The sequence below is a fragment of the Arthrobacter sp. Y3221048 genome (assembly GCF_059092685.1).
This window is the reverse complement of record NZ_JBNHHX010000003.1, coordinates 122,249-143,308: the sequence shown is the minus strand read 5'-3', so window position 1 is coordinate 143,308 and position 21,060 is coordinate 122,249. Positions and strand designations below refer to the sequence as shown.

Genomic DNA, 21,060 nt, shown 5'->3' with positions numbered 1-21,060 from the left:
TGCTCCCGCTACCCTGCCGCGCCGGGAGGCATGCCCGGGCCGAAGAAGGGGCCGGCAGTCGGACGTTTGGGCAGGATCCCGTCGCCCGAGGATTGCTGCCGGACCCGGCGCAGCACCCACGGGACCAAATGCTGGCGGGCCCACTCCAGGTCTTCGGTACGGGCGGTGCGCCAGCCCTTGGTAGGCAGCGGTTTGGGCGTCTCGGGCTGCAGCGAATGCTCCACGTTGAGGGCGTCCAGGACCATGGCGGCGATGGTGTGGTGCCCCAGCGGGGAGAAATGCAGCCGGTCAGGTGCCCACATTTGCGGTGCCTTCAGCTGGCGCAGCGCCCACATGTCGGCCACGACGGCATTATGGCGGGCCGCCACCGTGCGCAGGTTCTCGTTGTAGATGGCGGCCTTGCCGCGGACACTGCCGATCACGGGCGTATCGCCGATGTCGGGCGCGGTAAACAGGACGATAGTGGCTCCCGACGCTGCCAACCGGGTGACGGCGCGATCGAACTTCTCGGCGAGGGCGTCCGGGTCGCCGCCGGGCCGGATCACATCATTGCCGCCCGCGCAGATCGAAATAAGGTCCGGCTGCAGGGCCAGGGCCGGTTCGACCTGTTCATCGATGATCTGCTGCAGCAGGCGGCCGCGGATCGCGAGGTTGGCGTAGGCGAAGTCGTGGTGGCCGCGGGCGAGTTCCTCGGCCACGCGGTCGGCCCATCCGCGGTGTCCGCCCGGGCTCCCGGGGTCCGGATCACCGATCCCTTCAGTGAAGGAATCACCAAGGGCAACGTAACGGCTCCAGGGGTGGCGGGCCGCGGCGATGGACGCTTGTGCTTCAGGAAGTGACAAGTTACTCACAGGTACATTCTCCCAAGAAGCCGCGGCGGATGCACAGGGACGCAAACCCAGAACCTGAATCACCTTTCAGAAAGTCATGGTCAGCGGGGGAATTCCCGGCTACTGTGTGCTTGAAGCGGCCAACGGCGGCCGCCTCGACCTCGAGGAGCTGAGATGGAATTACTGGCGGGAATCGTGGCGCGGCGGGTGCCGACGGAGCGTCTGACGGTGAACATCCTCGAGCGCGACGGAGACCGGCCCGACGGCATCCCGGTGGTCCTGGTGCATGGGAATGTTTCCTCCTCGCTGTTCTGGCAGGAGACCATGCAGGCGTTGCCGGCAGGCTACCGCGTGCTCGCGGTGGACCTGCGGGGTTTCGGCCAGACTGACACAGCGCCGGTGGACGCCGGCCGCGGGCTGCGGGACTTCTCCGACGACCTCCACGCCACACTGGAAACCCTGCAACTGGCACCCGTGCACCTGGCCGGTTGGAGCATGGGCGGCGGCGTGGTGATGCAATACGCCCTGGAGCATCCGGTCCGCAGCCTCACGCTGCAGGCTCCGGTCTCGCCGTACGGTTTCGGCGGGACGGCGGGACCGGAGGGGCGGAGGCTCACCGAGGACGACGCCGGCACCGGCGGCGGGGGCGCCAACCCCGACTTCGTGGCGCGGCTGGAAGCCGGCGACACCAGCGGCGACGCGGCTGCCTCGCCGCTGTCGGTGTACCGCTCGACCTATGTGCACGCCGGATTCGTATCGCCCCACGAACGGATCTGGGTCGAATCGATGCTCAGCACCAAGACGGGACCCGACAACTATCCGGGTGATTCCGTCCCCTCGTCGAACTGGCCCGGCTTCGCTCCCGGGCGCAGGGGGGTGCTGAACACGATGGCACCGGGGGTCTTCAACACCAGCGGCATTGTCGAACTGGCGGACAAGCCGGACATCCTCTGGATCCACGGCGACAGCGACGCGATCGTCTCCGATGCTTCCTTCTTCGACCTGAACTTCCTCGGCAGCGCCGGCGTGGTGCCGGGCTGGCCGGGGGAGGAGGCGGCCCCGCTGCAGCCGATGGTCTCGCAGACCCGGGCGGTGCTGGAAAAGTATGCGGCCAACGGCGGGCGCTTTACCGAAGTGTTGCTGGAAGACTGCGGACATTCGCCGCATGTGGAGTATCCGGCGCGGTTCGTCGCCGAGCTGACGGCGCACATCGAACGGAGCGGCAAGGCCGGGTAGGCCGGGTAGGCCGGCGGGGGCGGGCGGGCACCGGTTCGGTGCCCGAAGCCCGGGAGATCCGGCACCCGAAGAAGCTTTAAGTTTCAAGCAATGGGCTTTCTGTGCGATCATGGACCGCATGACTGAAACTGCTTATCAGCCCGTGGTTGCCTGGTCCAAATCAGAACAGGAACGGGCGGGGACGCCACTGCTCGTGCTCTTCCATGGCTACGGATCCCACGAGCAGGACCTGATGGGTCTGGTGCCCGGGCTGCCCGAGGAATTCACCGTGGCGGCCGTGCGCGCACCGGTGGCGATGGGACCTGGCTTCACCTGGTTCCCGCTCATGCACGAGCCGGACTTTTCCGTGGACAAGGTCACGAAGGCCGTCAGCGACGTGGTGTCCTGGCTGGATGGAGTCAAGGATCAGCACAGCAGCGTCTCCGTGCTGGGCTTTTCCATGGGCATGGCGGTGGCCACCTCGGTGCTGCGCCACCGCCCGGAGGAGATTGCCGCGGTGGTCGGCCTGTCCGGATTCGCCGTGCCTGCCGCGGGTAACGATTTCTTCCGCGACGATGCGGTCAAGGCGATCAAGCCCCCGCTCTTCTGGGGCCGGGACCAGGCAGACCAGGTCATTACCCAGGACAAGATCGAGTTCACCCACGCCTGGGCGAACGAGCATGTGGACCTGACCAAGGTCCTCTATGCCGGCATCGGACACGGCATCAACGCCCAGGAACTGGCACACGTGAAGGAGTTCCTGACCTACAAGGTGCTTAAGGCGAAGTAAAGGTACCGCAAGCGCAGGAGCAAGCGGCCGCGCCGCTCAGCTGCGGCTGACGCGCACCGTTTGCCCGTTGCAGCTGACGGTATCCCCGGCGTGCAGCTGCCGGCCGCGGCGGGTTTCGATCTCGCCGTTCACCTGGACCAGCCCGTTCTCGACGAATTCCTTGGCCTGGATCCCGTCGTCGGCCAGGTTGGCCAGCTTCAGCAGCTGGCCCAGCCGGATCATCTCGTCGCGGATCGGCACGTCATACATTTCGTCGGAAGCCATGGAACCATCATGCCCGATGCCGCGGGGCATGCGGCGTCCGATGCGGCACGCGCCGCTTCACGGCCCTTGGCCGCCGACGCGGGAGCCGGATGCGCCCGCGCCGTTCGGGTTCGGGTTCCCGTTTTCGGTAGGCTAACGTTGTAGCTTCGCTATGCGCCGATCCGTGCCTGCAGCCGCCGGACGGATCTGTGCCATGACAACCCTCGGACCGCACCCAGCGGCCCTGGAGAGATACGGAGAACCACCTCATGGCAGCAGCCAAATCAGCCCTCGATTCGATCACTTCGCTGGCCAAGCGCCGCGGCTTCGTGTTCCAGGCTGGTGAGATTTACGGTGGATCCCGCTCCGCATGGGACTACGGGCCGCTCGGCGTCGAGCTGAAGGAAAACATCAAGCGCCAGTGGTGGCAGACGATGGTCCGCGGCCGCGACGACGTGGTCGGACTGGATTCGTCGGTCATCCTGCCGCGCCAGGTCTGGGAAGCCTCCGGCCACGTGGACGTCTTTTCCGACCCGCTGGTGGAGTGCCTCAACTGCCACAAGCGCTACCGCGCCGACCACCTCGAAGAAGAGTACGAGGAGAAAAAGGGCCGCGCCCCGGAAAACGGGCTGAAGGACATCGCCTGCGTCAACTGCGGCACCAAGGGCGAGTGGACCGAACCCCAGGAATTCTCCGGCCTGCTCAAGACCTTCCTGGGCCCGGTCGCCCATGAAGAAGGCATGCACTACCTGCGCCCGGAGACCGCGCAGGGCATCTTCGTGAACTTCAACAACGTCCTGACCACGTCGCGGAAGAAGCCGCCCTTCGGCATCGGCCAGATCGGCAAGAGCTTCCGCAACGAGATCACCCCGGGCAACTTCATCTTCCGCACCCGCGAGTTCGAGCAGATGGAGATGGAGTTCTTCGTGGAGCCCGGGACCGACGAGGAGTGGCACCGGTACTGGATCGACGCCCGGCTGCAGTGGTACGTGGACCTGGGGATCAAGCGCGACAACCTGCGCCTCTTCGAGCACCCGCTGGAGAAGCTGAGCCATTACTCCAAGGGCACCACCGACGTCGAATACCGCTTCGGTTTCCAGGGCTCGGAATGGGGCGAGCTGGAAGGCATCGCCAACCGGACGGACTTTGACCTGTCCACCCACACCAAGCACTCCGGCACCGACCTGAGCTACTTCAACCAGGCCACCAACGAGCGCTACACCCCGTACGTGATCGAGCCTGCCGCCGGGCTGACACGGTCCTTCATGGCCTTTTTGGTGGATGCCTACACCGAAGACGAGGCACCGAACGCCAAGGGCGGCGTGGACAAGCGCACCGTGCTGCGGCTGGACCCGCGGCTGGCCCCGGTCAAGGCCGCCGTGCTGCCGCTGTCCCGCAACGAGGACCTCTCGCCCAAGGCCAAGGAACTGGGGGAGGCGCTGCGCAAGAACTGGAACATCGACTTCGATGACGCCGGTGCCATCGGCCGCCGCTACCGCCGCCAGGATGAGATCGGCACGCCGTTCTGCATCACGGTGGATTTCGACACCCTCGAGGACCAGGCGGTGACCATCCGTGAACGCGACTCGATGGCCCAGGAACGGGTCTCCCTGGACAAGGTCGAAGGATATCTCGCAGCCCGCCTGATCGGAGCCTGAACCAGCTACGGGCAGGCCGTCCGTAGCAGCTTCGGCAACCGTCCGCCCGATCAGGGCAGCGCACCCACAAAGGAGAACCATGGCCCAGCTGACCTACCGCGACTGGCGCGAGGACGATGACCTGGCCTTGCTGGAGATCTGGGGCGACCCGGAAACCGGCCAGGCCGGTCATTTTCGGGCCATGCTCCGCCCGTCCGCCGACCAGCCGTGGTCGCGGTGCATCGTGGCCGAGGACCAGGGGATAGCCGTTGCCGCCGGTGCCGTGTACGAGACCAGCCTGCATCCGGACCGGCTGTGGGTGTACGTCGAGGTTGCCCGCGACCACCGCGGCGCCGGCGTCGCGCGTGACCTGCTGGCCAGGCTCCGCGCGGAGGCCGAGCACGCGCCGTCGGGCGTGCGGAAGCTGCGGGCCAAGGTGGAGCCGGACACCTCCGGCGCCGCCTTCGCCCGGGCATCGGGCCTGACCCAGATCCAGAGCTCGCGCGTGGTGCTGGTCTCGCCCGGGGCGCTGCCGTTGCCCGACCTCGGGGAAACCGGTCCGCAACTGGAGGAGGCAGCCACCGGGTCGGTGGAACTGACCCGGGCCGTGGCAGACTTCTACAACTCCGTCCACGTGTGGGACCGGGCGGACATGACCGTGGGACGTGCCCAGCAGATGCTGCTGAGCGAGAGCGCGGGGGCCGGCGGAGCGGTGGTGCTGCGCAGCGCGCCCAAGTCCGACGGCGGCACCATCCAGGCTTTCGCCGTCAGCTACACGCACGAGCGTACGGACGCCCCGGCGGACGTGCTGCTGGGATACGACACGGCGCTGCCGGCCGAAGACGCCGAGGCTGCGGTGCGGGCGCTGCTGGCCATGCTGGTAGCGCAGTACCCGGTGCAGCTGGAGGTGGATGACTCGATGACCGCGGTGGTGGCCGTGCTGCAGCCGCTGCTCGACGCCGGCCTCGCGCGCCAGTTGGGTCCGGAAACCTCCATCGTCAGCGACTGACAGATGGGGCACAGCCACTCCCACGGGACCTCCAACCCCGGCGCCGCCGCCCTGGCCGCCCGGCGCCGGGCCAACCTGCTCCTGGCGGCCATCCTGCTGCCGGTCACCGTCCTGACCCTGGTGGGCATGATCCTGCTCTGGCCCTCCGGAGCCGGAACCGGAGCCGAGGTCCCCGATCCCTATGCCGCGGCACCGGGGGTGACCTTCGACGTCGGCACCGTGCAGAGGGTGGAGCTCGAAGATTGCCCCACCTCGCAGGCCGCGGTGGACGCCGGCATGGAAGCCCAAGAGTGCCTGGTCGCCTATACCCAGCCCGACGCCGGCGGCTCGCCGCTGCCCGTGGAGATCACCCCGGAGATCGCGGCGTCGCGCGGCGTCGAGGCCGGCGACACCATCCGCTACCTGAATCTTTCGGGCGTGATGGGCGGGCAGGAGGGGGCCTACGTCTTCGTGGACTTCGTGCGCAGCGTCCCCATGGTGCTGCTGGCCGTGCTCTACGCCCTGGTAGTGGTGGCCGTGGCCCGCTGGCGGGGCTTCCGCGCGATGCTGGGCCTGGCGGGCGGTTTCCTGGTCCTGGCGCAGTTCATCCTGCCGGGCCTCATGGAAGGCAAGCCGCCGCTGCTGCTGGCGCTGATCGGCTCGGTGGTCATCATGGTCGGGGTGCTCTACTTTGCGCACGGCTTTTCCGCGCGCACGTCCACCGCTTTGCTGGGCACCCTGTTCGGCCTGGGCGTGACCGCCCTGCTGGCGGCCTGGGCCACCGATGCCGCGTACCTGACCGGGGTGGATGACGACTACACCTACCAGCTGATCAACATGGGCGGAAGCCTCTCCGTCTCGGGGTTGATTTTGTGCGGGCTGATCATCTCCGGCCTGGGCGTGCTCAACGATGTCACCATCACCCAGTCCTCGGCGGTGTGGGAGATGTACGAACTGGCTCCCGGTGCCTCTGCCAAGCGCCTGTTCTCCGGGGCGATGCGTGTGGGACGGGACCACATCGCCTCCACCGTCTACACCATTGCCTTTGCCTACGCCGGTGCCTCCCTTCCGGTGCTGATCCTGGTGTCGCTCCACGACCGGCCGCTGCTCGCCACCCTGACGAGCGGGGAACTGGCCGAGGAGATAGTGCGCACCCTGGTCGGTTCGATCGGCCTGGTGCTGGCTATCCCGATCACCACGCTGATCGCGGTGCTGGTGGTCAAGGCCACCGGCATCCGTGGGCCGGTGGCGGCAAGGGAGCGGTCCGGCCCCCGGCACCTCCTTGCCGACGCCGCGGCGGATGCCGACGGCGGGGTCCGGGACCCCGGCGAGGCCGCTGCGGCCGGCCACGGCAAGCCGGCCGACCCCAGCGGCTAGACTTCACACATTGGCGCTGCGCCGGGTCGGCCGGTGCCGCTTGAACCATCGCCGTCGTCGGGAGGAGTGCTTATGAAAGGCGTGCTGTTTGACGTGGACGGGACGCTGGTGGACTCGAACTACCTGCACGTGCTGGCTTGGTGGCAGGCCTTCCGGCAGGCGGGAGTCGATGTCCCGATGGCGGACATCCACCGTTGCGTGGGAATGGGCGGCGGCAGGCTCATCGCAGAGCTGCTCGACGAGGACCGCGACCAGTCCCGGGACGAGGAGCTCAAGGCCGCCCACGGAACCGTCTTCTCCACCTTTTGGCCGGCGCTGCGCCGCTTTGACGGTGCCCGTGAGCTGGTGCTCCGGTCCGCCGCGGAGGGGTTCGCCGTCGTGCTGGCCTCTTCCGCCGAGGAAAGGGAGTTGGAAGTGCTGCGCCGCGTGATCGACGCCGATGGGTCCATCACCGCCGCCACCAGCTCCGCGGACGCGGAGAACAGCAAACCGGCGCCGGACATCCTGCAGGCGGCCCTGGACGCGGCGGGCCTGCAGCCCGAAGACACCGTTTTTGTGGGAGACGCTGTGTGGGATGTCCAGGCGGCGGGAGACCTCGGAATCCCGGTCATCGGCCTCGAATGCGGCGGGACCCCCGCGGAGACCTTGCTCCGGGCCGGTGCGGCAGAGGTGTACCGCGACCCGCAGGACCTGCTGGAACACTTCATGGACAGCGCCCTCGGCGGCCTCCTGCGCGGCTGAGGGCAGCGCGCGGGCCCGATGTCACGTCGACGTGGACGTACCCCGGCGGCGCGGACGAACCGCGATCAAGCGGACCGAACCGCGAGAAGCGGACCGGGCCGGTCCACAGGCGCGGGTGCCGGCGGACGGATTTGCCGGGTTTTGAGAGAATAGACGGGTGACACTTACCGCTGCACCCGAATCGGCCGCCAAGCTTGAGCTCCCGCCGCTCAAACTCGGACCGATAACCGTCGACACCCCGGTGGTGCTGGCACCCATGGCCGGCATCACCAACAAGGCGTTCCGCCGGCTCTGCCGCCAGTACGGCGGCGGCCTGTACGTGGCGGAAATGGTCACGTCCCGCGCGCTGGTCGAGCGCAACAGGGAATCCATGCGGATCATCTCGCACGACGAGGACGAGGACGTGCGGTCCGTCCAGCTCTACGGCGTGGATCCCAAAACCGTCGGTGCTGCCGTCCGGCTGCTGGTGGAGGAAGACCGCGCCGACCACATCGACCTGAACTTTGGCTGCCCGGTGCCGAAGGTCACCCGCCGCGGCGGCGGCTCGGCGCTGCCTTGGAAAACCGAACTGTTTACCGCGATCATCCAGGCCGCGACGCGCGAGGCGGCCAAGGGCAACGTGCCGCTGACCATCAAGATGCGCAAGGGGATCGACGACGAGCATCTGACGTTCATCGAGGCCGGCAAGATTGCCCGCGACGCCGGGGTTGCCGCCGTGGCACTGCACGGCCGTACCGCCAGCCAGTTCTACTCCGGCAAGGCCGACTGGAACGCGATCGCCGAACTGCGGGAAGCCCTGCCGGATATCCCGGTGCTGGGCAACGGCGACATCTGGAGCGCCGAGGATGCGGTGCGGATGGTGGAACAGACGGGCGTGGACGGGGTCGTCGTCGGCCGCGGATGCCAAGGCCGCCCATGGCTGTTTGGTGACCTGCAGGCCGCCTTCGAAGGGACCGACAGGCGCTTCCGCCCAGGGTTGAAGGACGTCGCGGACAGCTTCTACCGGCATGCCGAGCTGCTGGTGGATTACTTCGAGGACGAGGGCAAGGCGCTGCGGGATATCCGCAAGCACGTGGCCTGGTACTTCAAGGGATACTCGGTGGGCGGGGAGCTGCGGGCCGCGCTGGCACAGGTGCCCACCCTCGAGGTGCTGCGCGAACTGCTGGCCGAACTGGATGCCGACGCTCCCTACCCGGGGGCGGACGCCGAGGGCCCGCGGGGCCGTGCCGGTTCCCCCAAACGCCCGGCGCTGCCCGACGGCTGGCTGTCCAGCCGGGAGCTGAACGCCGACCACAAGGCCATGATCGCCGCCGCCGAATTGGACGTCTCCGGTGGCTGAGGTACGCACCGGGCGCCCGGCCCCGCCCACGCCGGGATACTCGGATTTCGACCAGGAACGCTGGTACACGGAGGAGCCGAAGAGCACCTACCGGACGCAGTTCGAACGCGACCGGGCCCGGGTACTGCACTCGTCGGCGCTGCGCCGGCTGGGCGCCAAGACGCAGGTGGTGTCCCCGGACACGGACGACTTCGTGCGGACGCGGCTGACCCACAGCCTGGAAGTGGCCCAGGTGGGCCGCGAACTGGGACGCACCCTGGGCTGCGATCCCGACGTGGTGGACGCAGCCTGCCTGTCCCACGACCTTGGCCATCCTCCCTTCGGACACAACGGGGAGACCGCGCTGAACGCCGCGGCCCATGCCATCGGCGGTTTCGAAGGCAACGCCCAGACGCTTCGGCTGCTGACCCGGCTGGAGCCCAAGATCCTGCGCCCGGACGGATCGCCGGCCGGACTGAACCTGACCCGGGCCAGCCTGGACGCGGCGTGCAAGTACCCGTGGTCCGCCGACGACGCGCCGGTCATCCACGGCAAGCGCACCAGCAAGTTCGGCGCCTACGAAGACGACCTTCCCGTGTTCAACTGGCTGCGCGAAGGCGCCGCGGAGCGCCGTTCCTGCCTGGAGGCCCAGGTGATGGACCTCGCCGACGACATCTCCTACTCCGTGCACGACGTCGAAGACGCCATCGTGGCCGGACGCATCCAGCTCAAGTGGCTGGACAGCGCCGACACCCGCAGCCGGGTCATTGGTTACACCCAGCAGTGGTACCTGCCCAGCAGCGACGCCCGGGAAGTGGACGAGGCGCTCATCCGGCTGGAGCGCTCCGGCGTGTGGGTGCGCGAGGCCGACGGCAGCCGCAAGGCCATGGCCGCGCTGAAAGACATGACCAGCCAGTTGATCGGCCGCTTCTGTTCCAGCGCCATGGAAGCCACCCGCTCCATCTATGGCCCGCAGCAGCTGACCCGCTACGGAGCGGAGCTGGTGGTGCCGCAGGAGACCGCCACCGAGATCGCGGTGATGAAGGGGCTGGCCACCACGTTCGTGATGACCGCGGACCTGCGCCAGCCGGTCTACGAACACCAGCAGCAGATCCTGCACGACCTGGTCAGCGAGCTGCACGCCACGGGGGAGAAGCACCTGGAGGAACCCTTCGCCTCGGATTGGCGGGATGCGGACGACGACGGCGGCCGCCTGCGCGTGGTCATTGACCAGATCGCCTCGCTCACCGATGTCTCGGCCCTGGCGCTGCACGAACGCCTGATGGGGGCCCACCGCACCCTGCTGTGAGGGGCGCGGGCCGCCGCAGCCTCCCTCCACAGGCGGCTGCGGCGGCGCCACCGTCACCGGCAGCAGGCGGTTCGGCCGCCGATTTGGCGCGGCTGCATACCATGGGACTATGGCCGGACTCATAAAACGCGAAGACATCGATGAAGTCCGCCAGCGTACCGACATCAAGGAAGTCGTCGACGGCTACGTCACGCTGAAGTCGGCCGGCATCGGTTCGTTCAAGGGCCTGTGTCCCTTCCATGACGAGCGATCGCCGTCGTTCCACGTCCGTCCGCAGGTGGGCACGTACCATTGCTTCGGCTGCGGCGAGGGCGGCGACGTCATCTCCTTCGTGCAGAAGATGGATCACACCACGTTCACCGAGACCGTGGAGAAACTCGCCCACCGGATCAACTACACGCTCCGGTACGAAGACGGCGGCACCGGCCCCCGCCGGGAGGACGTCGGCAAGCGGCAGCGGCTGCTGGACGCACACAAGGTTGCCGCGGAGTTCTTCCGGGAGCAGCTCCAGGGCCCGGGTGCCGCGACGGCACGGGAGTTCCTCTCTGGGCGTGGCTTCGACCAGGCTGCCGCAGAGCAGTTCGCCGTGGGCTATGCCCCGCAGGGCTGGGACGGCCTGCTCAAGCACCTGACCGGCCGCGGCTTCACCCAGGACGAATTGCGGATGACCGGCATGTTTTCCGGCGGATCGGACGGATCCGATGGCCGGAACAGCCGGATCTATGACCGTTTCCGCGGCCGGCTGATCTGGCCCATCCGCGACCTGACGGGGGCAACCATAGGGTTTGGTGCCCGCAAGCTCTTCGAGGACGACCAGGGGCCCAAATACCTCAATACGCCGGAGACGGTGCTCTACAAGAAGTCACAGGTCCTGTACGGAATCGACCTGGCCAAACGGGACATCGCCCGCAGCCGCCAACTGGTGGTCGTGGAGGGCTACACGGACGTGATGGCCTGCCACCTTTCGGGCATCCGGACGGCCGTGGCGACCTGTGGCACCAACTTCGGCACCGACCACATCAAGATTGCCCGGCGCCTGCTCTCCGACGACGGGACCGGGGGCGAGGTCATCTTCACCTTCGACGGCGACGAGGCGGGCCAAAAGGCCGCGCTGCGGGCCTTCGAGGAAGACCAGCGCTTCGTTGCCCAGACCTACGTAGCCGTCGAGCCGAGCGGCGCGGATCCATGCGACCTGCGCCTGAGCCACGGCGAAGGTGCGGTGCGCGAGCTGATCAGCTCCCGCCGCCCGCTGTTCGAGTTCGCGATCAAGGCCACCTTGAAGAAGTTCAACCTGGACACGGTCGAAGGAAGGGTCCAGGCCCTGCGGGCCGCCGCCCCGGTGGTTGCCGAGATCAGGGACCCGGCCATGCGGCCGGGCTACTCGCGTGAACTTGCGGGCTGGCTGGGCATGGACATTGACGATGTCACCCGGGCCGTGGCCGGAGCCGCGAAACGGGGACAGGACTCCGGGGCCCGGTCGGCAGGCCGCGAGCGGGGCCAGCAGGACCGCGGGCAGGAACCGAACCGCGGCACGCAGCAGCCGTCTGCACGGGACCGGCGAGGCAACGGCGGTCCGCAGGGTCGGGAGGACGCGTGGAATCCGGGAAATGCTTCCCGCCGGCAACCGAACGGCCAGGGCCAGCCTGCCTACGGGCAGGCTGCGCAGCACGGCTACGGCCGGGACACCGATGCCGGCGGTGAAGCGGCCTACTCCCGGGAATCCGGCCAGTATGCGGCGCCCCCGGCCTTTCCGCGCCCGGACCTGCGTGATCCCGTGGTCCGCCTGGAACACCAGGCACTGGAAGTGGCGATCCAGCAGCCCGGCCTCCTTGATGCCAACCAGTGGGAACAGTTCATGCAGGCCCGCTTCCTGGCGCCCGTGCACGTGGCCATCCACGGCGCCGTCCGGGCGGCCGGCGTTTCCGGTGCCACACCGTCGCAGTGGGTGGAGACGATCCGCCAGGAAGTCCCGGAGGAGCTGGGCACCTTCGTCTCGGAACTTGCGGTGACCCCGCTGCCGGCGCAGAACGACGACGCCCTGCGGCTGTATTGCCGGGGCATCCTGAACCGGCTGCAGGACCTGCAGATCACCCACCTGAAGGCCGACAAGCTGGGCCAGTTGCAACGGATGGATCCGGCTTCAGATCCCGAAAGCTTCCAGCAGATCAACCGTGAACTGATGGAACTCGAGATGCAGCGGCGGGCCCTTCGCGAGGAGTAGGCCCGGCCTCCAATTGGCAAGTTCCGGCCTGTATTGAGTATGCTGTTGGAGGTCAAACCGCCGATGGCGGATGGCAGCCTTCCCCCGTAGCTCAATTGGCAGAGCATTCGACTGTTAATCGAAGGGTTACTGGTTCGAGTCCAGTCGGGGGAGCGGACAAACCAGGATCCCCGTCTTCGTCCGAGGGCGGGGATCCTGTGCGTCCGGGCCCCCGGTGGCAGGCCGATTTCGTCTCCGCGCGGCCGTCCTGCTAGAGTTTTACTCGCTTCAATCCCCCGTAGCTCAATTGGCAGAGCATTCGACTGTTAATCGAAGGGTTACTGGTTCGAGTCCAGTCGGGGGAGCTGCAAGGCAAAATCCCGCACCGCACGCCGGTTGCGGGATTTTTCTTTGGCTACGCCGAGGCGACCCGGTTGCCGGCCGCGACTTGCGCAAACCAGCGGCCGCTGTCCTTGACGGTGCGCTCCAGTGTGTCGTAGTCCACCCGGGTCAGGCCGAAGCGTTTGCGGTAGCCCCAGGCCCACTCGAAGTTATCCATCAGCGACCAGCCGAAGTAGCCCCGCAGGTCCACGCCGTCCTGGATCGCACGGTGGCACTGGATGATGTGCGCGCGCAGGAACTCCAGCCGCTGCCGGTCATGCACGGCGCCGTCGGCAGAGACCTCGTCGTCGAAGGCAGCCCCGTTCTCGGTGACGAAGAGCCCCGTCCCGGCCGGCCCGCTGTACTCGTCCTGCAATCGGACGAGCAGCCGGTGCAGTCCTTCCGGCTGGATTTCCCAACCCATCGCCGTCGTGGGCAGCCCGCGGGAAACGGAACTGACATGGTCGGCCGCGGGGTAGGGTGGCGCAACCGGCCGCTCGACCGGGGCGGCATGCGTGTTTTCCGCGTCCGGGCGGGGACGCCCGGTCACTGCCTCTCCGTGGTAGTAGTTGACCCCCAGGGCGTCGATCCTGCTCCCGATCAGTTCCAGGTCCCCGTCCCGGATCCTGGCGTCCAGTCCGTACGGCCCCACGTCCACCAGAAAATCCGCCGGGTAGGAACCGCCGAAGACGGGGTCCAGAAAAGCGCGGTTGAACTGGCCATCGATACGGCGGGCGGCGTCGACATCGACGGGGTCCTCCGGGTTCAGGGGATCCGCCACCGTGAAATTCAGGGTGAGGCCGAGCTCGGCGGCCGGATCACGGCGGCGCAGTTCGTCGGTGGCCAGCCCGTGTCCCAGCAGCAGGTGGTGCATGGCGGCCAAGGCCTGTGGCCGCGACTGCATCCCCGGGGCATGGACGCCCGAACCATAGCCGAGGAAAGCCGAGCACCATGGCTCGTTCAGCGTGGTCCAGACGCGTACCCGGTCGCCGAGCGCCTCATGGACCGCCAGGGCATATTCCGCAAAGCGGTAGGCGGTGTCCCGGTTGGCCCAACCGCCGTTCTCCTGCAGTGCCTGCGGCAGATCCCAGTGGTACAGCGTGAGCCAGGGCTTGATGCCCGCCGCGCACAGCTCGTCCACCAGGCGCGAATAGAAATCCAGGCCGGCGGGATTCACTGCCGCGTCGTCCGGTTTGACCCGCGGCCACGACGTGGAAAACCGGTAAGCACCCAGGTTCAGGGAGGACATCAGGGCGACGTCCTCGCGGAAACGGTGGTAGTGGTCGCAGGCTCGTTCGCCGGTCTCGCCGCCCACGATGGCTCCGGGCAGCCTGCAGAAGGCATCCCAGATGGAATCGGTGCGTCCGTCGTCGTGGGACGCGCCTTCGATTTGGTAGGCGGCCGTCGCGGCGCCCCACAGGAATTGCTTCGGAAATTGCAGGACCATGTTCATCCCATCCCTTACGCAATCGCAGCATCGACACGGACTGCCTGCCAGCCTAGTTCGGCGGGGAGACGAACGTAAGCGTTTACTCTTATTTTTTGTTCCACAGCCCTCAGGTGAATGTCCTCCCTACGGCTGAGGGGGCAGACTGGGGCAGAATGATAATTTGAAGGTGTGGACACTCGCGCACTACCGACAATGATGGAGGCAGAGCCCATGACCGGTCCGGAAAGCCACGGAAGCACCGCAACCGGTGCGAGGATGTCCGGGAGCGCCGCCACGGGTGCGAGCAATTCCGGAAGCACCGCCACCGGTGCGAGGAATCCCGGAAGCACTGCCACCGGTGCCACGATGTCCGGGAGCACCGCAACCGGTGCGAGGACTCCCGGAAGCACCGTCACCGGGTTACGGCCGCCCGGAACAACGGGTGCCCGTGTCGGGCAGCCCGGGGCCACGCCTGCCGGTGCGAATTTGTCGACGGCGGGACTTGCGCGGCTCGCCGGCCAATTGACCCCCCGCCAGATTCAGGACGAGTTCTCGCTGGCCCTGCTCGAGCTCAAGGGGAAGGGCGTCAAGGCAGGTATCGCGGCCGGGATCCTGGCGGCCGCGCTGGTGTTCCTGGTCTTCATGGTCATTTCCCTTCTGATAGCGGCAATCATGGGACTGGCGCTCATCATGCCGGCGTGGCTGGCGGCGCTGATCGTCGCAGCCGTGTTCCTGATCCTGGGCGGTATCCTGGCGCTCATTGGAATCTCGAGGGGCAAGAAGGCCATGCCGCTCCTGCCCGCCGAGGCCATCCGCGGCGTCAAGTACGACGTCGGGGTGTTGCGAGAGGGCAGCAGCTTCGATCCGGCCACACTGGACGAAAAGCCCGAGAAGGAGACCAAGGCGGAAAAGGCAGAGCGCAAGGAAGCCAAGGCGCCGGCACCGACGATGGACGAACTCCGTGCCCGTACGGCCGAGCGCCGCGACCATTTGGCGGCCGTCAGGGACGATCTCGGCCGCCGCGTCGACCCCCGGCCCCGTGCGGAGCAGGCCAAGCGCCGGGCGAAGCATGTGGCAGATGCTGCCACCGAGCGCCTGGTGGCAGGTGCCGAGGTCGTGAGCGAGGCCGTGAGCGAGGCCGGCCCGGAGTTGCGGGAGCGTTGGAAGCCGTTGGCGACGCTGGCGGTCTCGCTGACCGCGATGGGCGTCATGCTCCGGCGGCTGCTGCAAAAATAAGGATTCCTGACCGCCGCACGGCGGCACGGGAGCCGGCTGCAGCGCAGTCGGCTGCCCGGCGTGGAACGACGACTGAGGGGAGGGACAGCGTTTGAGGATCATCGGTGCCGGGACGCGGCGCGACTTCGAGTACCGTGAGCTGCACACGTTCTGGACCATCCCGAACCTCATCACCGTGCTGCGTTTTCTCGCGGTTCCGCTGTTTGTCTGGTTGATCGCCCGACAGTCCTACGGGGCAGCCACCATCACGCTGGTGGTGCTGGGGTCCACGGACTGGGTCGACGGCTACATTGCCCGTCGCCTCGACCAAGTCTCCTCGGTCGGCAAATGGCTCGATCCGGTTGCCGACCGGCTGGCCCTCATCATCGTGGCCACGACGTTCGTCGCTGCCGGCATTGCCCCGTGGTGGCTGCTGCTGTCCATCATCATCCCGGACGCGATCCTGCTCGTGTTCTCGCTGCTCCTGTTCCATGGCAGCCCCGACCTTCCCGTCACGGACATTGGCAAGATCCGGACGGCCTTGCTGCTGGTGGGAACTCCGCTGCTGCTGCTCCATCGGGTGGAGGGCTTCGGCCACGACTGGCTGCTGATTTTGGCCTACGTCATCCTGGCCGCGGGCTGTGTTGGGCACGTCCTCGCCTGGCTGGGCTATATGCGGGCGGCATGGGGCAAGTACAAGCGCCAGCGCGCGGTCGGCCAGGACGATCCACACCGTGGTTGATCCGGAATCCGGGCGGAAGCGGACATCTCCTGACGGGACCCCATGGTCTGGTTAGCAATCTTCTGTGCCTTGCTCGGCGCCTTCTTCCTCGCCCTCGGCACCCAGCGCCAAGCCAGTGCCGTCCAAGCCAATACCGGCGGCCTGGCGATGAGCGTCTCCGGTTTGCTGCGGATGCTCCGCAACCCCCGCTGGGTCCTGGGACTGCTGTTGTTGGTCGTCGGAATGGGACTGAACGTGGTTGCCTTAGTGAGCGCGCCGCTGACCGTCGTCCAGCCAATCGGCGCCATCGCCCTGGTCATCACCACGATCATCAATTCCAAAGACCAGGGGATCCGGCTAAACCGCGTGACGGTGGTAGCGATCTCGGCCTGTGTGGCAGGAAGCGCCGTTTTCGTGCTGCTGGCCGTCAACGTCACCGGCGCCAGCCATCGGGTACGGGCAGAGGAGGAACTCTCAGCGGTCCTGCTGCTGGCCGTGGTCGTTGCAGTCTTCCTCTCGCTGGAACTGATGTTCCGGCGCAGGCTGAACGCCTTCGCTTACATCCTGGGAGCCGGCATGCTGTTCGGCTTCGTCGCCGTGCTGGTAAGGATTATTGGTCTGCGACTCCTGGAGCCCGGCGGCGGTTTCATCGCGAACGTGCCGATCTACACGGTCATCGCCGTCGCCGCAGCGGGCGGCCTGGGGGCTTGGTTTGTCCAGAGTGCCTACTCCAGTGGCCCTCCCGATCTGGTCATCGCGGGGCTGACAGTGATCGATCCGCTGGTGGGCATCGCGATCGGCATTTTCATCCTCGGAGAGCTCAGGCCCGACGTCGAACCGGTGTTTGCGATTGGCATGGTGGGGGCAGGTTTGGTTGCTATTGTTGGGGTCATTGCCCTCTCGAGGCACCATCCGGACGTCTTGCAGAAAAAGGAAGAAGCCCGGCGCCGGGCCCAAGCCTCGGGAAAGAAACCATAGGGCCCCGACACCGATGAAGAATACCGTGACAACGAACCAAGGAGTCCTGCCGCAGGTGAGCGACGACATCGGACCGAAACCCCTAAAGATCCTGATTGCAGCCGATACCTACCCGCCGGATGTCAACGGAGCGGCCGTCTTCGGGTTCCGGCTGGCCACGGCGATGACCAAGCGCGGACACGGCGTTGACATCATCGCGGGGCGGTACGACAAGGGCCCGACCTTCGTGGAGCACCGTCCGGAGGCCAAGGTGCACCGGCTCCGCTCCCACTCGGTGCCGACGCATGAGACCTGGCGCATCTGCTTTCCCTGGGAGATCAAGCGGGACATCAAGCGGATATTCGATGAGGTCCAGCCGGACGTAGTGCACATCCAGTGCCACTACATGATCGGACAGGCCACCATTGCCGAAGCAGTGCGACGGGGCATCCGCACCATCGCGACCAACCACTTCATGCCGGAGAACCTGGAGCCGTTCCTGCCGTTCCCGCAGTGGTTCCTAGACATTGTGGCGAAGAATTCCTGGCGTGACATGGGCAAGATCATGGGCAAGGCCGCCGTAGTGACGACGCCGACGCCGCTGGCCGCCAAGGCGATGCGTGATCACGCGTTCCTGCACAAGGTGATGCCCCTGTCCAACGGCATCGACGCGGCTGCCTATGAGTTGGCCCCCGGGGAAACGATCGAGAGGCCGGAACACCCCACGGTGTTGTTTGTGGGCCGGCTGGCGGTGGAAAAGAACGTGGACACGCTGATCGAGGCGCTGGCCATGACGGATCCCGCGCTGAATGTCCATCTGGAGATCATCGGCGACGGCGACGAGCGGAAGAACCTCCAAGCGAGGGTTGCGGCTATGGGGCTCGGCCGCAGGGTCGCATTCCTGGGCCATGTGGACGACGCCGAACTGCGCAAGGCGTACCTGCGCTCGGCTGTGTTTTGCCAGCCCGGAACCGCCGAACTGCAATCGCTGGTGTCCTTGGAAGCAATGTCCGCCAGCAAGCCCGTGGTGTTGGCCAATGCGATGGCCTTGCCGCACTTGGTGGACGACGGGGTCAATGGCTACTTGTTTGCCCCGCGCGATCCCTCCGATCTGGCGGCAAAGCTCAACGCCGTACTCGGCCAGAGTCCCGAGCGGCTGGAGGCCATGGGCGAAGCCAGCCACGCGAAGGCGATGCGGCACGGTATCGACAAGACCATGGACACCTTTGAGCAGCTCTACCGCGGCGCCTCGGCGGACGACTACCTCGACTAGGCCAACGTGCGCCTGCCGGTCGGGAGGACTTAGTATGTCTAAGGTGCCGGTAACGGTCCCCGCTTTGCGGGGCACTGTCCGGCAACGAGGGGCGGTAGCTCAGCCGGTCAGAGCAGAGGACTCATAATCCTTTGGTCGTGGGTTCAAGCCCCACCCGCCCTACGTTTAGCGCAGGCCCCGGACCAGATGGTTCGGGGCCTTTGTCGTGCCGCCGGCCAAACCCGCACGAGGTCGCAGACCCGGAGCAGGCGTCAACCCCTTCGGCCGTTGCCCGATTGCCGGTCTTGGGCTAAGTTACTGCTCAGTAACTTGACGGTTCCCCGTGGCCTCCTGCCCGGGACCGCGACCTGTTCACAGAAAAGGAAGCCACTATGGGCCAGCGCGTCATCGATCCGAACGACCTCCCCTACGCCGATGGCGACTTCTACGCCTTCGAGGAGATGCTCTCGGAAAACGAGCGCTCGCGGCTGCATGACATCCGCGACTGGTTGGCCAAGGAAGTCCGCCCCATCGCCGTCGACTGCTGGAACCGGGCGGAGTTCCCCCTGGAGATCATCCCGAAACTGGCGGACCTGGATGTGGTCAGCCCGGTCAGGCGGCAGGGATATTCCAACTTGTTCGCCGGCCTCGTGCACGCGGAGTTCACCCGCGCAGACACTTCCATTGCCACTTTCCTGGGGGTCCACGACGGCCTGTTCGCCGGATCGATCGAAGTCCTCGCGTCGAAGGAGCAGCAGGAGGCCTGGCTGCCGGACATCTACGCCCTCAAGAAGATCGGCGCCTTCGGGCTGACGGAACCGCTCGGTGGCTCCGACGTCGCCGGCGGCACGCGCACCACGGCCCGGCGCGACGGGTCCAACTGGGTGCTGAACGGGGCCAAGCGCTGGATAGGCAACGCGACATTCTCGGACTGGGTCGTGATTTACGCGCGCGACCTGGCCGACAACCAGGTCAAGGGCTTCCTGGTGGACACGGCCACCCCCGGCTACGGCGCGACGAAGATCGAGAACAAGATCAGCCTCCGCACCGTGCAGAACGCGGACATCATCTTGGAGAATGTGGTGGTCCCCGATGATTTCCACCTCAAGGGCGCCAACAGCTTCCGGGACACCAACAAGGTGCTGAAGGTGACGCGGCTTGCCGTAGCGTGGCAGGCGGTGGGGCAGCAGATGGCTGCCTTCGATCTGGCACGGCGCTATGCGGTCGAGCGGCACCAGTTTGGAAGGCCGTTGGCCTCCTTCCAGCTGGTGCAGGACCAATTGGTGCAGATTCTCGGCAACACGGTGGCGTCGATGGGCATGATGGTCCGCCTTGCGCAGCTGGAAGACGCCGGCCAGGCCAAGGACGAGCAGTCCGCACTCGCCAAGGCGTTCACCACTGCCCGGATGCGTGAAAGCGTTGCACTGGGCCGCAACATCCTGGGCGGCAACGGCATTGTCGCCGACTACGAAATGGCCAAGATCTTTGCCGACGCCGAGGCCATCTACTCCTACGAAGGAACCCACGAAATCAACTCCCTGGTGGCCGGCCGGGCGATCACCGGGCTGGCGGCGTTCGTTTAGCCATCCGGCACCGGCAGCAGTACCGAAGGTCGCAGGTCCATGACGAACTGCAGGGGGTTGATGTAGGCGTCACCGCGGCGGACGCCCCAATGCAGGCAGGCACAATGGCTGCTCGCGGCCACCGTTCCCACCGGATCGCCCGCCGAAACGGTATCTCCGGCCCGCAGCCCGGACGCCACGGCCAGCAGGCTGCTGCGCAGGCCGTTGCCATGATCGATGGTAATCACCGGCCTGTCGACGACCCGGCCTGAGAAACTTACCCGGCCAGCGGCGGGGGAGAGGACGGTCGTCCCGGCCGGAACGGCCAAATCGACGCCGCGATGTCCGCCCAGCCAGGGCTCGGGCGGCGGGTCAAAGCCGCGCACGACGACGGGTTGCGGGCTGGCGGGCCAGCCCCACGGGGGCGAATAAGAGGGCGGCCCGGCCGGCTCGGGCGAACCGGCCGCGGCAAGCAGCACGGCAGAGGCCGCGGCGGCTGCGCAGCGGAACAAAAACGGCGTCATGCAGCCGATCCTTGCCGCTGCCTCCGGTGCGTGCCACGGCGGCGAAGGACGGTGTGCGCAACCCCTTGGCTCCGGCCGTTGTGGAGGGCGGGAACGCGCAGGAACGCCGGTGCTGCCTGTAGTACACTGGACGAAGCAGTTTTCCGTCCATGACCCATGTCCGGGCGGAGGCTGACTACGCGTGTCTGAAATCCATCGGCTCGATGTTAGCGATGGAAGTGTGTCCAGGCGGTCCGGGAAACCGGTCCGGACACCTGCGCCGCCGTGCCGGCGGCGCCGACAGACGCCAGGAGCTTAGCCCGCCGGGCGAAAAGCTAACAACCGTCTACAGGCAGCAGCCCAGGCCCAGCCCGATGCTGCCGGAAGGAGTG

The 21,060-nt window shown here is 67.0% G+C and carries 18 protein-coding genes and 3 tRNA genes; 17 read left to right on the top strand and 4 right to left on the bottom strand.

The features are described 5' to 3' along the window. Nucleotides 1-8: 8 nt before the first annotated feature. Entirely contained in the window at nt 9-851 is an 843-nt protein-coding gene (locus AC5RVS_RS09620; protein ID WP_493988099.1) for an SGNH/GDSL hydrolase family protein, read from the bottom strand. Nucleotides 852-1,004: 153 nt separating this feature from the next. Here AC5RVS_RS09620 and AC5RVS_RS09615 point away from each other — a divergent pair, with 153 nt between their 5' ends. Both AC5RVS_RS09615 and AC5RVS_RS09610 read left to right on the top strand, forming a co-directional pair. Further along, nucleotides 1,005-2,066, top strand: coding sequence for an alpha/beta fold hydrolase (locus AC5RVS_RS09615; RefSeq protein ID WP_493988100.1), 1,062 nt, complete (start codon nt 1,005-1,007; stop codon nt 2,064-2,066). 118 nt (nt 2,067-2,184) lie between these two features. Then, a complete protein-coding gene (locus AC5RVS_RS09610) occupies nt 2,185-2,835 on the top strand; it encodes an alpha/beta hydrolase (RefSeq protein WP_493988101.1) in 651 nt (216 codons plus the stop codon). 36 nt (nt 2,836-2,871) lie between these two features. On the opposite strand, the gene AC5RVS_RS09605 is transcribed toward AC5RVS_RS09610, so the two are convergent. Then, nucleotides 2,872-3,099 (bottom strand): RNA-binding S4 domain-containing protein, encoded by a 228-nt coding sequence (locus AC5RVS_RS09605; RefSeq protein ID WP_493988102.1) that lies wholly within the window; start codon nt 3,097-3,099, stop codon nt 2,872-2,874. Between the two features lie 248 nt (nt 3,100-3,347). Here AC5RVS_RS09605 and AC5RVS_RS09600 point away from each other — a divergent pair, with 248 nt between their 5' ends. The 9 genes from AC5RVS_RS09600 to AC5RVS_RS09560 all read left to right on the top strand — a co-directional run bounded on the left by AC5RVS_RS09600 (nt 3,348) and on the right by AC5RVS_RS09560 (nt 13,013). Then, nucleotides 3,348-4,736 carry a glycine--tRNA ligase gene (locus AC5RVS_RS09600; RefSeq protein WP_493988103.1) on the top strand — a complete coding sequence of 463 codons (1,389 nt, stop codon included), beginning with the start codon at nt 3,348-3,350 and terminating at the stop codon, nt 4,734-4,736. 79 nt (nt 4,737-4,815) lie between these two features. Then, entirely contained in the window at nt 4,816-5,724 is a 909-nt protein-coding gene (locus AC5RVS_RS09595; RefSeq protein ID WP_493988104.1) for a GNAT family N-acetyltransferase, read from the top strand. 3 nt (nt 5,725-5,727) lie between these two features. Then, nucleotides 5,728-7,080 carry a YibE/F family protein gene (locus AC5RVS_RS09590; protein ID WP_493988105.1) on the top strand — a complete coding sequence of 451 codons (1,353 nt, stop codon included), beginning with the start codon at nt 5,728-5,730 and terminating at the stop codon, nt 7,078-7,080. 72 nt (nt 7,081-7,152) lie between these two features. After that, nucleotides 7,153-7,821 carry an HAD family hydrolase gene (locus tag AC5RVS_RS09585; RefSeq protein WP_494107965.1) on the top strand — a complete coding sequence of 223 codons (669 nt, stop codon included), beginning with the start codon at nt 7,153-7,155 and terminating at the stop codon, nt 7,819-7,821. A gap of 157 nt (nt 7,822-7,978) precedes the next feature. Then, on the top strand, nt 7,979-9,160 hold the full coding sequence (gene dusB / locus AC5RVS_RS09580) for a tRNA dihydrouridine synthase DusB (protein WP_493988107.1): 1,182 nt from the start codon (nt 7,979-7,981) through the stop codon (nt 9,158-9,160). Continuing rightward, the gene (locus AC5RVS_RS09575; RefSeq protein WP_494107964.1) at nt 9,153-10,448 is read left to right on the top strand and encodes a deoxyguanosinetriphosphate triphosphohydrolase; all 1,296 of its coding nucleotides are present in this window, start codon (nt 9,153-9,155) and stop codon (nt 10,446-10,448) included. Before dusB ends, AC5RVS_RS09575 begins: the two co-directional genes overlap by 8 nt. A gap of 109 nt (nt 10,449-10,557) precedes the next feature. Further along, nucleotides 10,558-12,669, top strand: a complete 2,112-nt coding sequence (gene dnaG, locus AC5RVS_RS09570) for a DNA primase (RefSeq protein ID WP_494107963.1) — start codon at nt 10,558-10,560, stop codon at nt 12,667-12,669. 80 nt (nt 12,670-12,749) lie between these two features. Then, nucleotides 12,750-12,822: transfer RNA gene (locus tag AC5RVS_RS09565), tRNA-Asn, on the top strand. A 118-nt stretch (nt 12,823-12,940) separates the two neighbouring features. After that, nucleotides 12,941-13,013: transfer RNA gene (locus AC5RVS_RS09560), tRNA-Asn, on the top strand. A gap of 50 nt (nt 13,014-13,063) precedes the next feature. Here AC5RVS_RS09560 and AC5RVS_RS09555 read toward each other — a convergent pair. Next, entirely contained in the window at nt 13,064-14,482 is a 1,419-nt protein-coding gene (locus tag AC5RVS_RS09555; protein ID WP_494107962.1) for a GH1 family beta-glucosidase, read from the bottom strand. Nucleotides 14,483-14,980: 498 nt separating this feature from the next. Here AC5RVS_RS09555 and AC5RVS_RS09550 point away from each other — a divergent pair, with 498 nt between their 5' ends. The 6 genes from AC5RVS_RS09550 (at nt 14,981) to AC5RVS_RS09525 (ending at nt 20,186) form a co-directional block, all read left to right on the top strand. Then, complete coding sequence (locus AC5RVS_RS09550) at nt 14,981-15,694, top strand: phage holin family protein (RefSeq protein ID WP_494107961.1); 714 nt, start codon at nt 14,981-14,983, stop codon at nt 15,692-15,694. Nucleotides 15,695-15,785: 91 nt separating this feature from the next. Beyond that, nucleotides 15,786-16,415, top strand: a complete 630-nt coding sequence (locus AC5RVS_RS09545) for a CDP-alcohol phosphatidyltransferase family protein (protein WP_493988112.1) — start codon at nt 15,786-15,788, stop codon at nt 16,413-16,415. Nucleotides 16,416-16,457: 42 nt separating this feature from the next. After that, complete coding sequence (locus AC5RVS_RS09540; protein ID WP_493988113.1) at nt 16,458-17,372, top strand: DMT family transporter; 915 nt, start codon at nt 16,458-16,460, stop codon at nt 17,370-17,372. Nucleotides 17,373-17,427: 55 nt separating this feature from the next. Beyond that, nucleotides 17,428-18,624 carry a glycosyltransferase gene (locus AC5RVS_RS09535; protein WP_493988114.1) on the top strand — a complete coding sequence of 399 codons (1,197 nt, stop codon included), beginning with the start codon at nt 17,428-17,430 and terminating at the stop codon, nt 18,622-18,624. Nucleotides 18,625-18,712: 88 nt separating this feature from the next. Beyond that, nucleotides 18,713-18,786, top strand: a tRNA-Ile gene (locus tag AC5RVS_RS09530). A gap of 209 nt (nt 18,787-18,995) precedes the next feature. After that, nucleotides 18,996-20,186, top strand: a complete 1,191-nt coding sequence (locus AC5RVS_RS09525) for an acyl-CoA dehydrogenase family protein (RefSeq protein WP_494107960.1) — start codon at nt 18,996-18,998, stop codon at nt 20,184-20,186. Here AC5RVS_RS09525 and AC5RVS_RS09520 read toward each other — a convergent pair. Next, complete coding sequence (locus AC5RVS_RS09520) at nt 20,183-20,689, bottom strand: M23 family metallopeptidase (RefSeq protein WP_493988116.1); 507 nt, start codon at nt 20,687-20,689, stop codon at nt 20,183-20,185. The genes AC5RVS_RS09525 and AC5RVS_RS09520 overlap by 4 nt on opposite strands. Between the last annotated feature and the right edge of the window lie 371 nt (nt 20,690-21,060).

Coding starts and splice junctions, on each gene's coding strand:
- AC5RVS_RS09615 (WP_493988100.1), top strand. CDS start 1,005: ATGGAATTACTGGCGGGAATCGTGGCGCGGCGGGTGCCGACGGAGCGT.
- AC5RVS_RS09610 (WP_493988101.1), top strand. CDS start 2,185: ATGACTGAAACTGCTTATCAGCCCGTGGTTGCCTGGTCCAAATCAGAA.
- AC5RVS_RS09605 (WP_493988102.1), bottom strand. CDS start 3,099: ATGGCTTCCGACGAAATGTATGACGTGCCGATCCGCGACGAGATGATC.
- AC5RVS_RS09600 (WP_493988103.1), top strand. CDS start 3,348: ATGGCAGCAGCCAAATCAGCCCTCGATTCGATCACTTCGCTGGCCAAG.
- AC5RVS_RS09595 (WP_493988104.1), top strand. CDS start 4,816: ATGGCCCAGCTGACCTACCGCGACTGGCGCGAGGACGATGACCTGGCC.
- AC5RVS_RS09590 (WP_493988105.1), top strand. CDS start 5,728: ATGGGGCACAGCCACTCCCACGGGACCTCCAACCCCGGCGCCGCCGCC.
- AC5RVS_RS09585 (WP_494107965.1), top strand. CDS start 7,153: ATGAAAGGCGTGCTGTTTGACGTGGACGGGACGCTGGTGGACTCGAAC.
- dnaG (WP_494107963.1), top strand. CDS start 10,558: ATGGCCGGACTCATAAAACGCGAAGACATCGATGAAGTCCGCCAGCGT.
- AC5RVS_RS09555 (WP_494107962.1), bottom strand. CDS start 14,482: ATGAACATGGTCCTGCAATTTCCGAAGCAATTCCTGTGGGGCGCCGCG.
- AC5RVS_RS09540 (WP_493988113.1), top strand. CDS start 16,458: ATGGTCTGGTTAGCAATCTTCTGTGCCTTGCTCGGCGCCTTCTTCCTC.
- AC5RVS_RS09525 (WP_494107960.1), top strand. CDS start 18,996: ATGGGCCAGCGCGTCATCGATCCGAACGACCTCCCCTACGCCGATGGC.
- AC5RVS_RS09520 (WP_493988116.1), bottom strand. CDS start 20,689: ATGACGCCGTTTTTGTTCCGCTGCGCAGCCGCCGCGGCCTCTGCCGTG.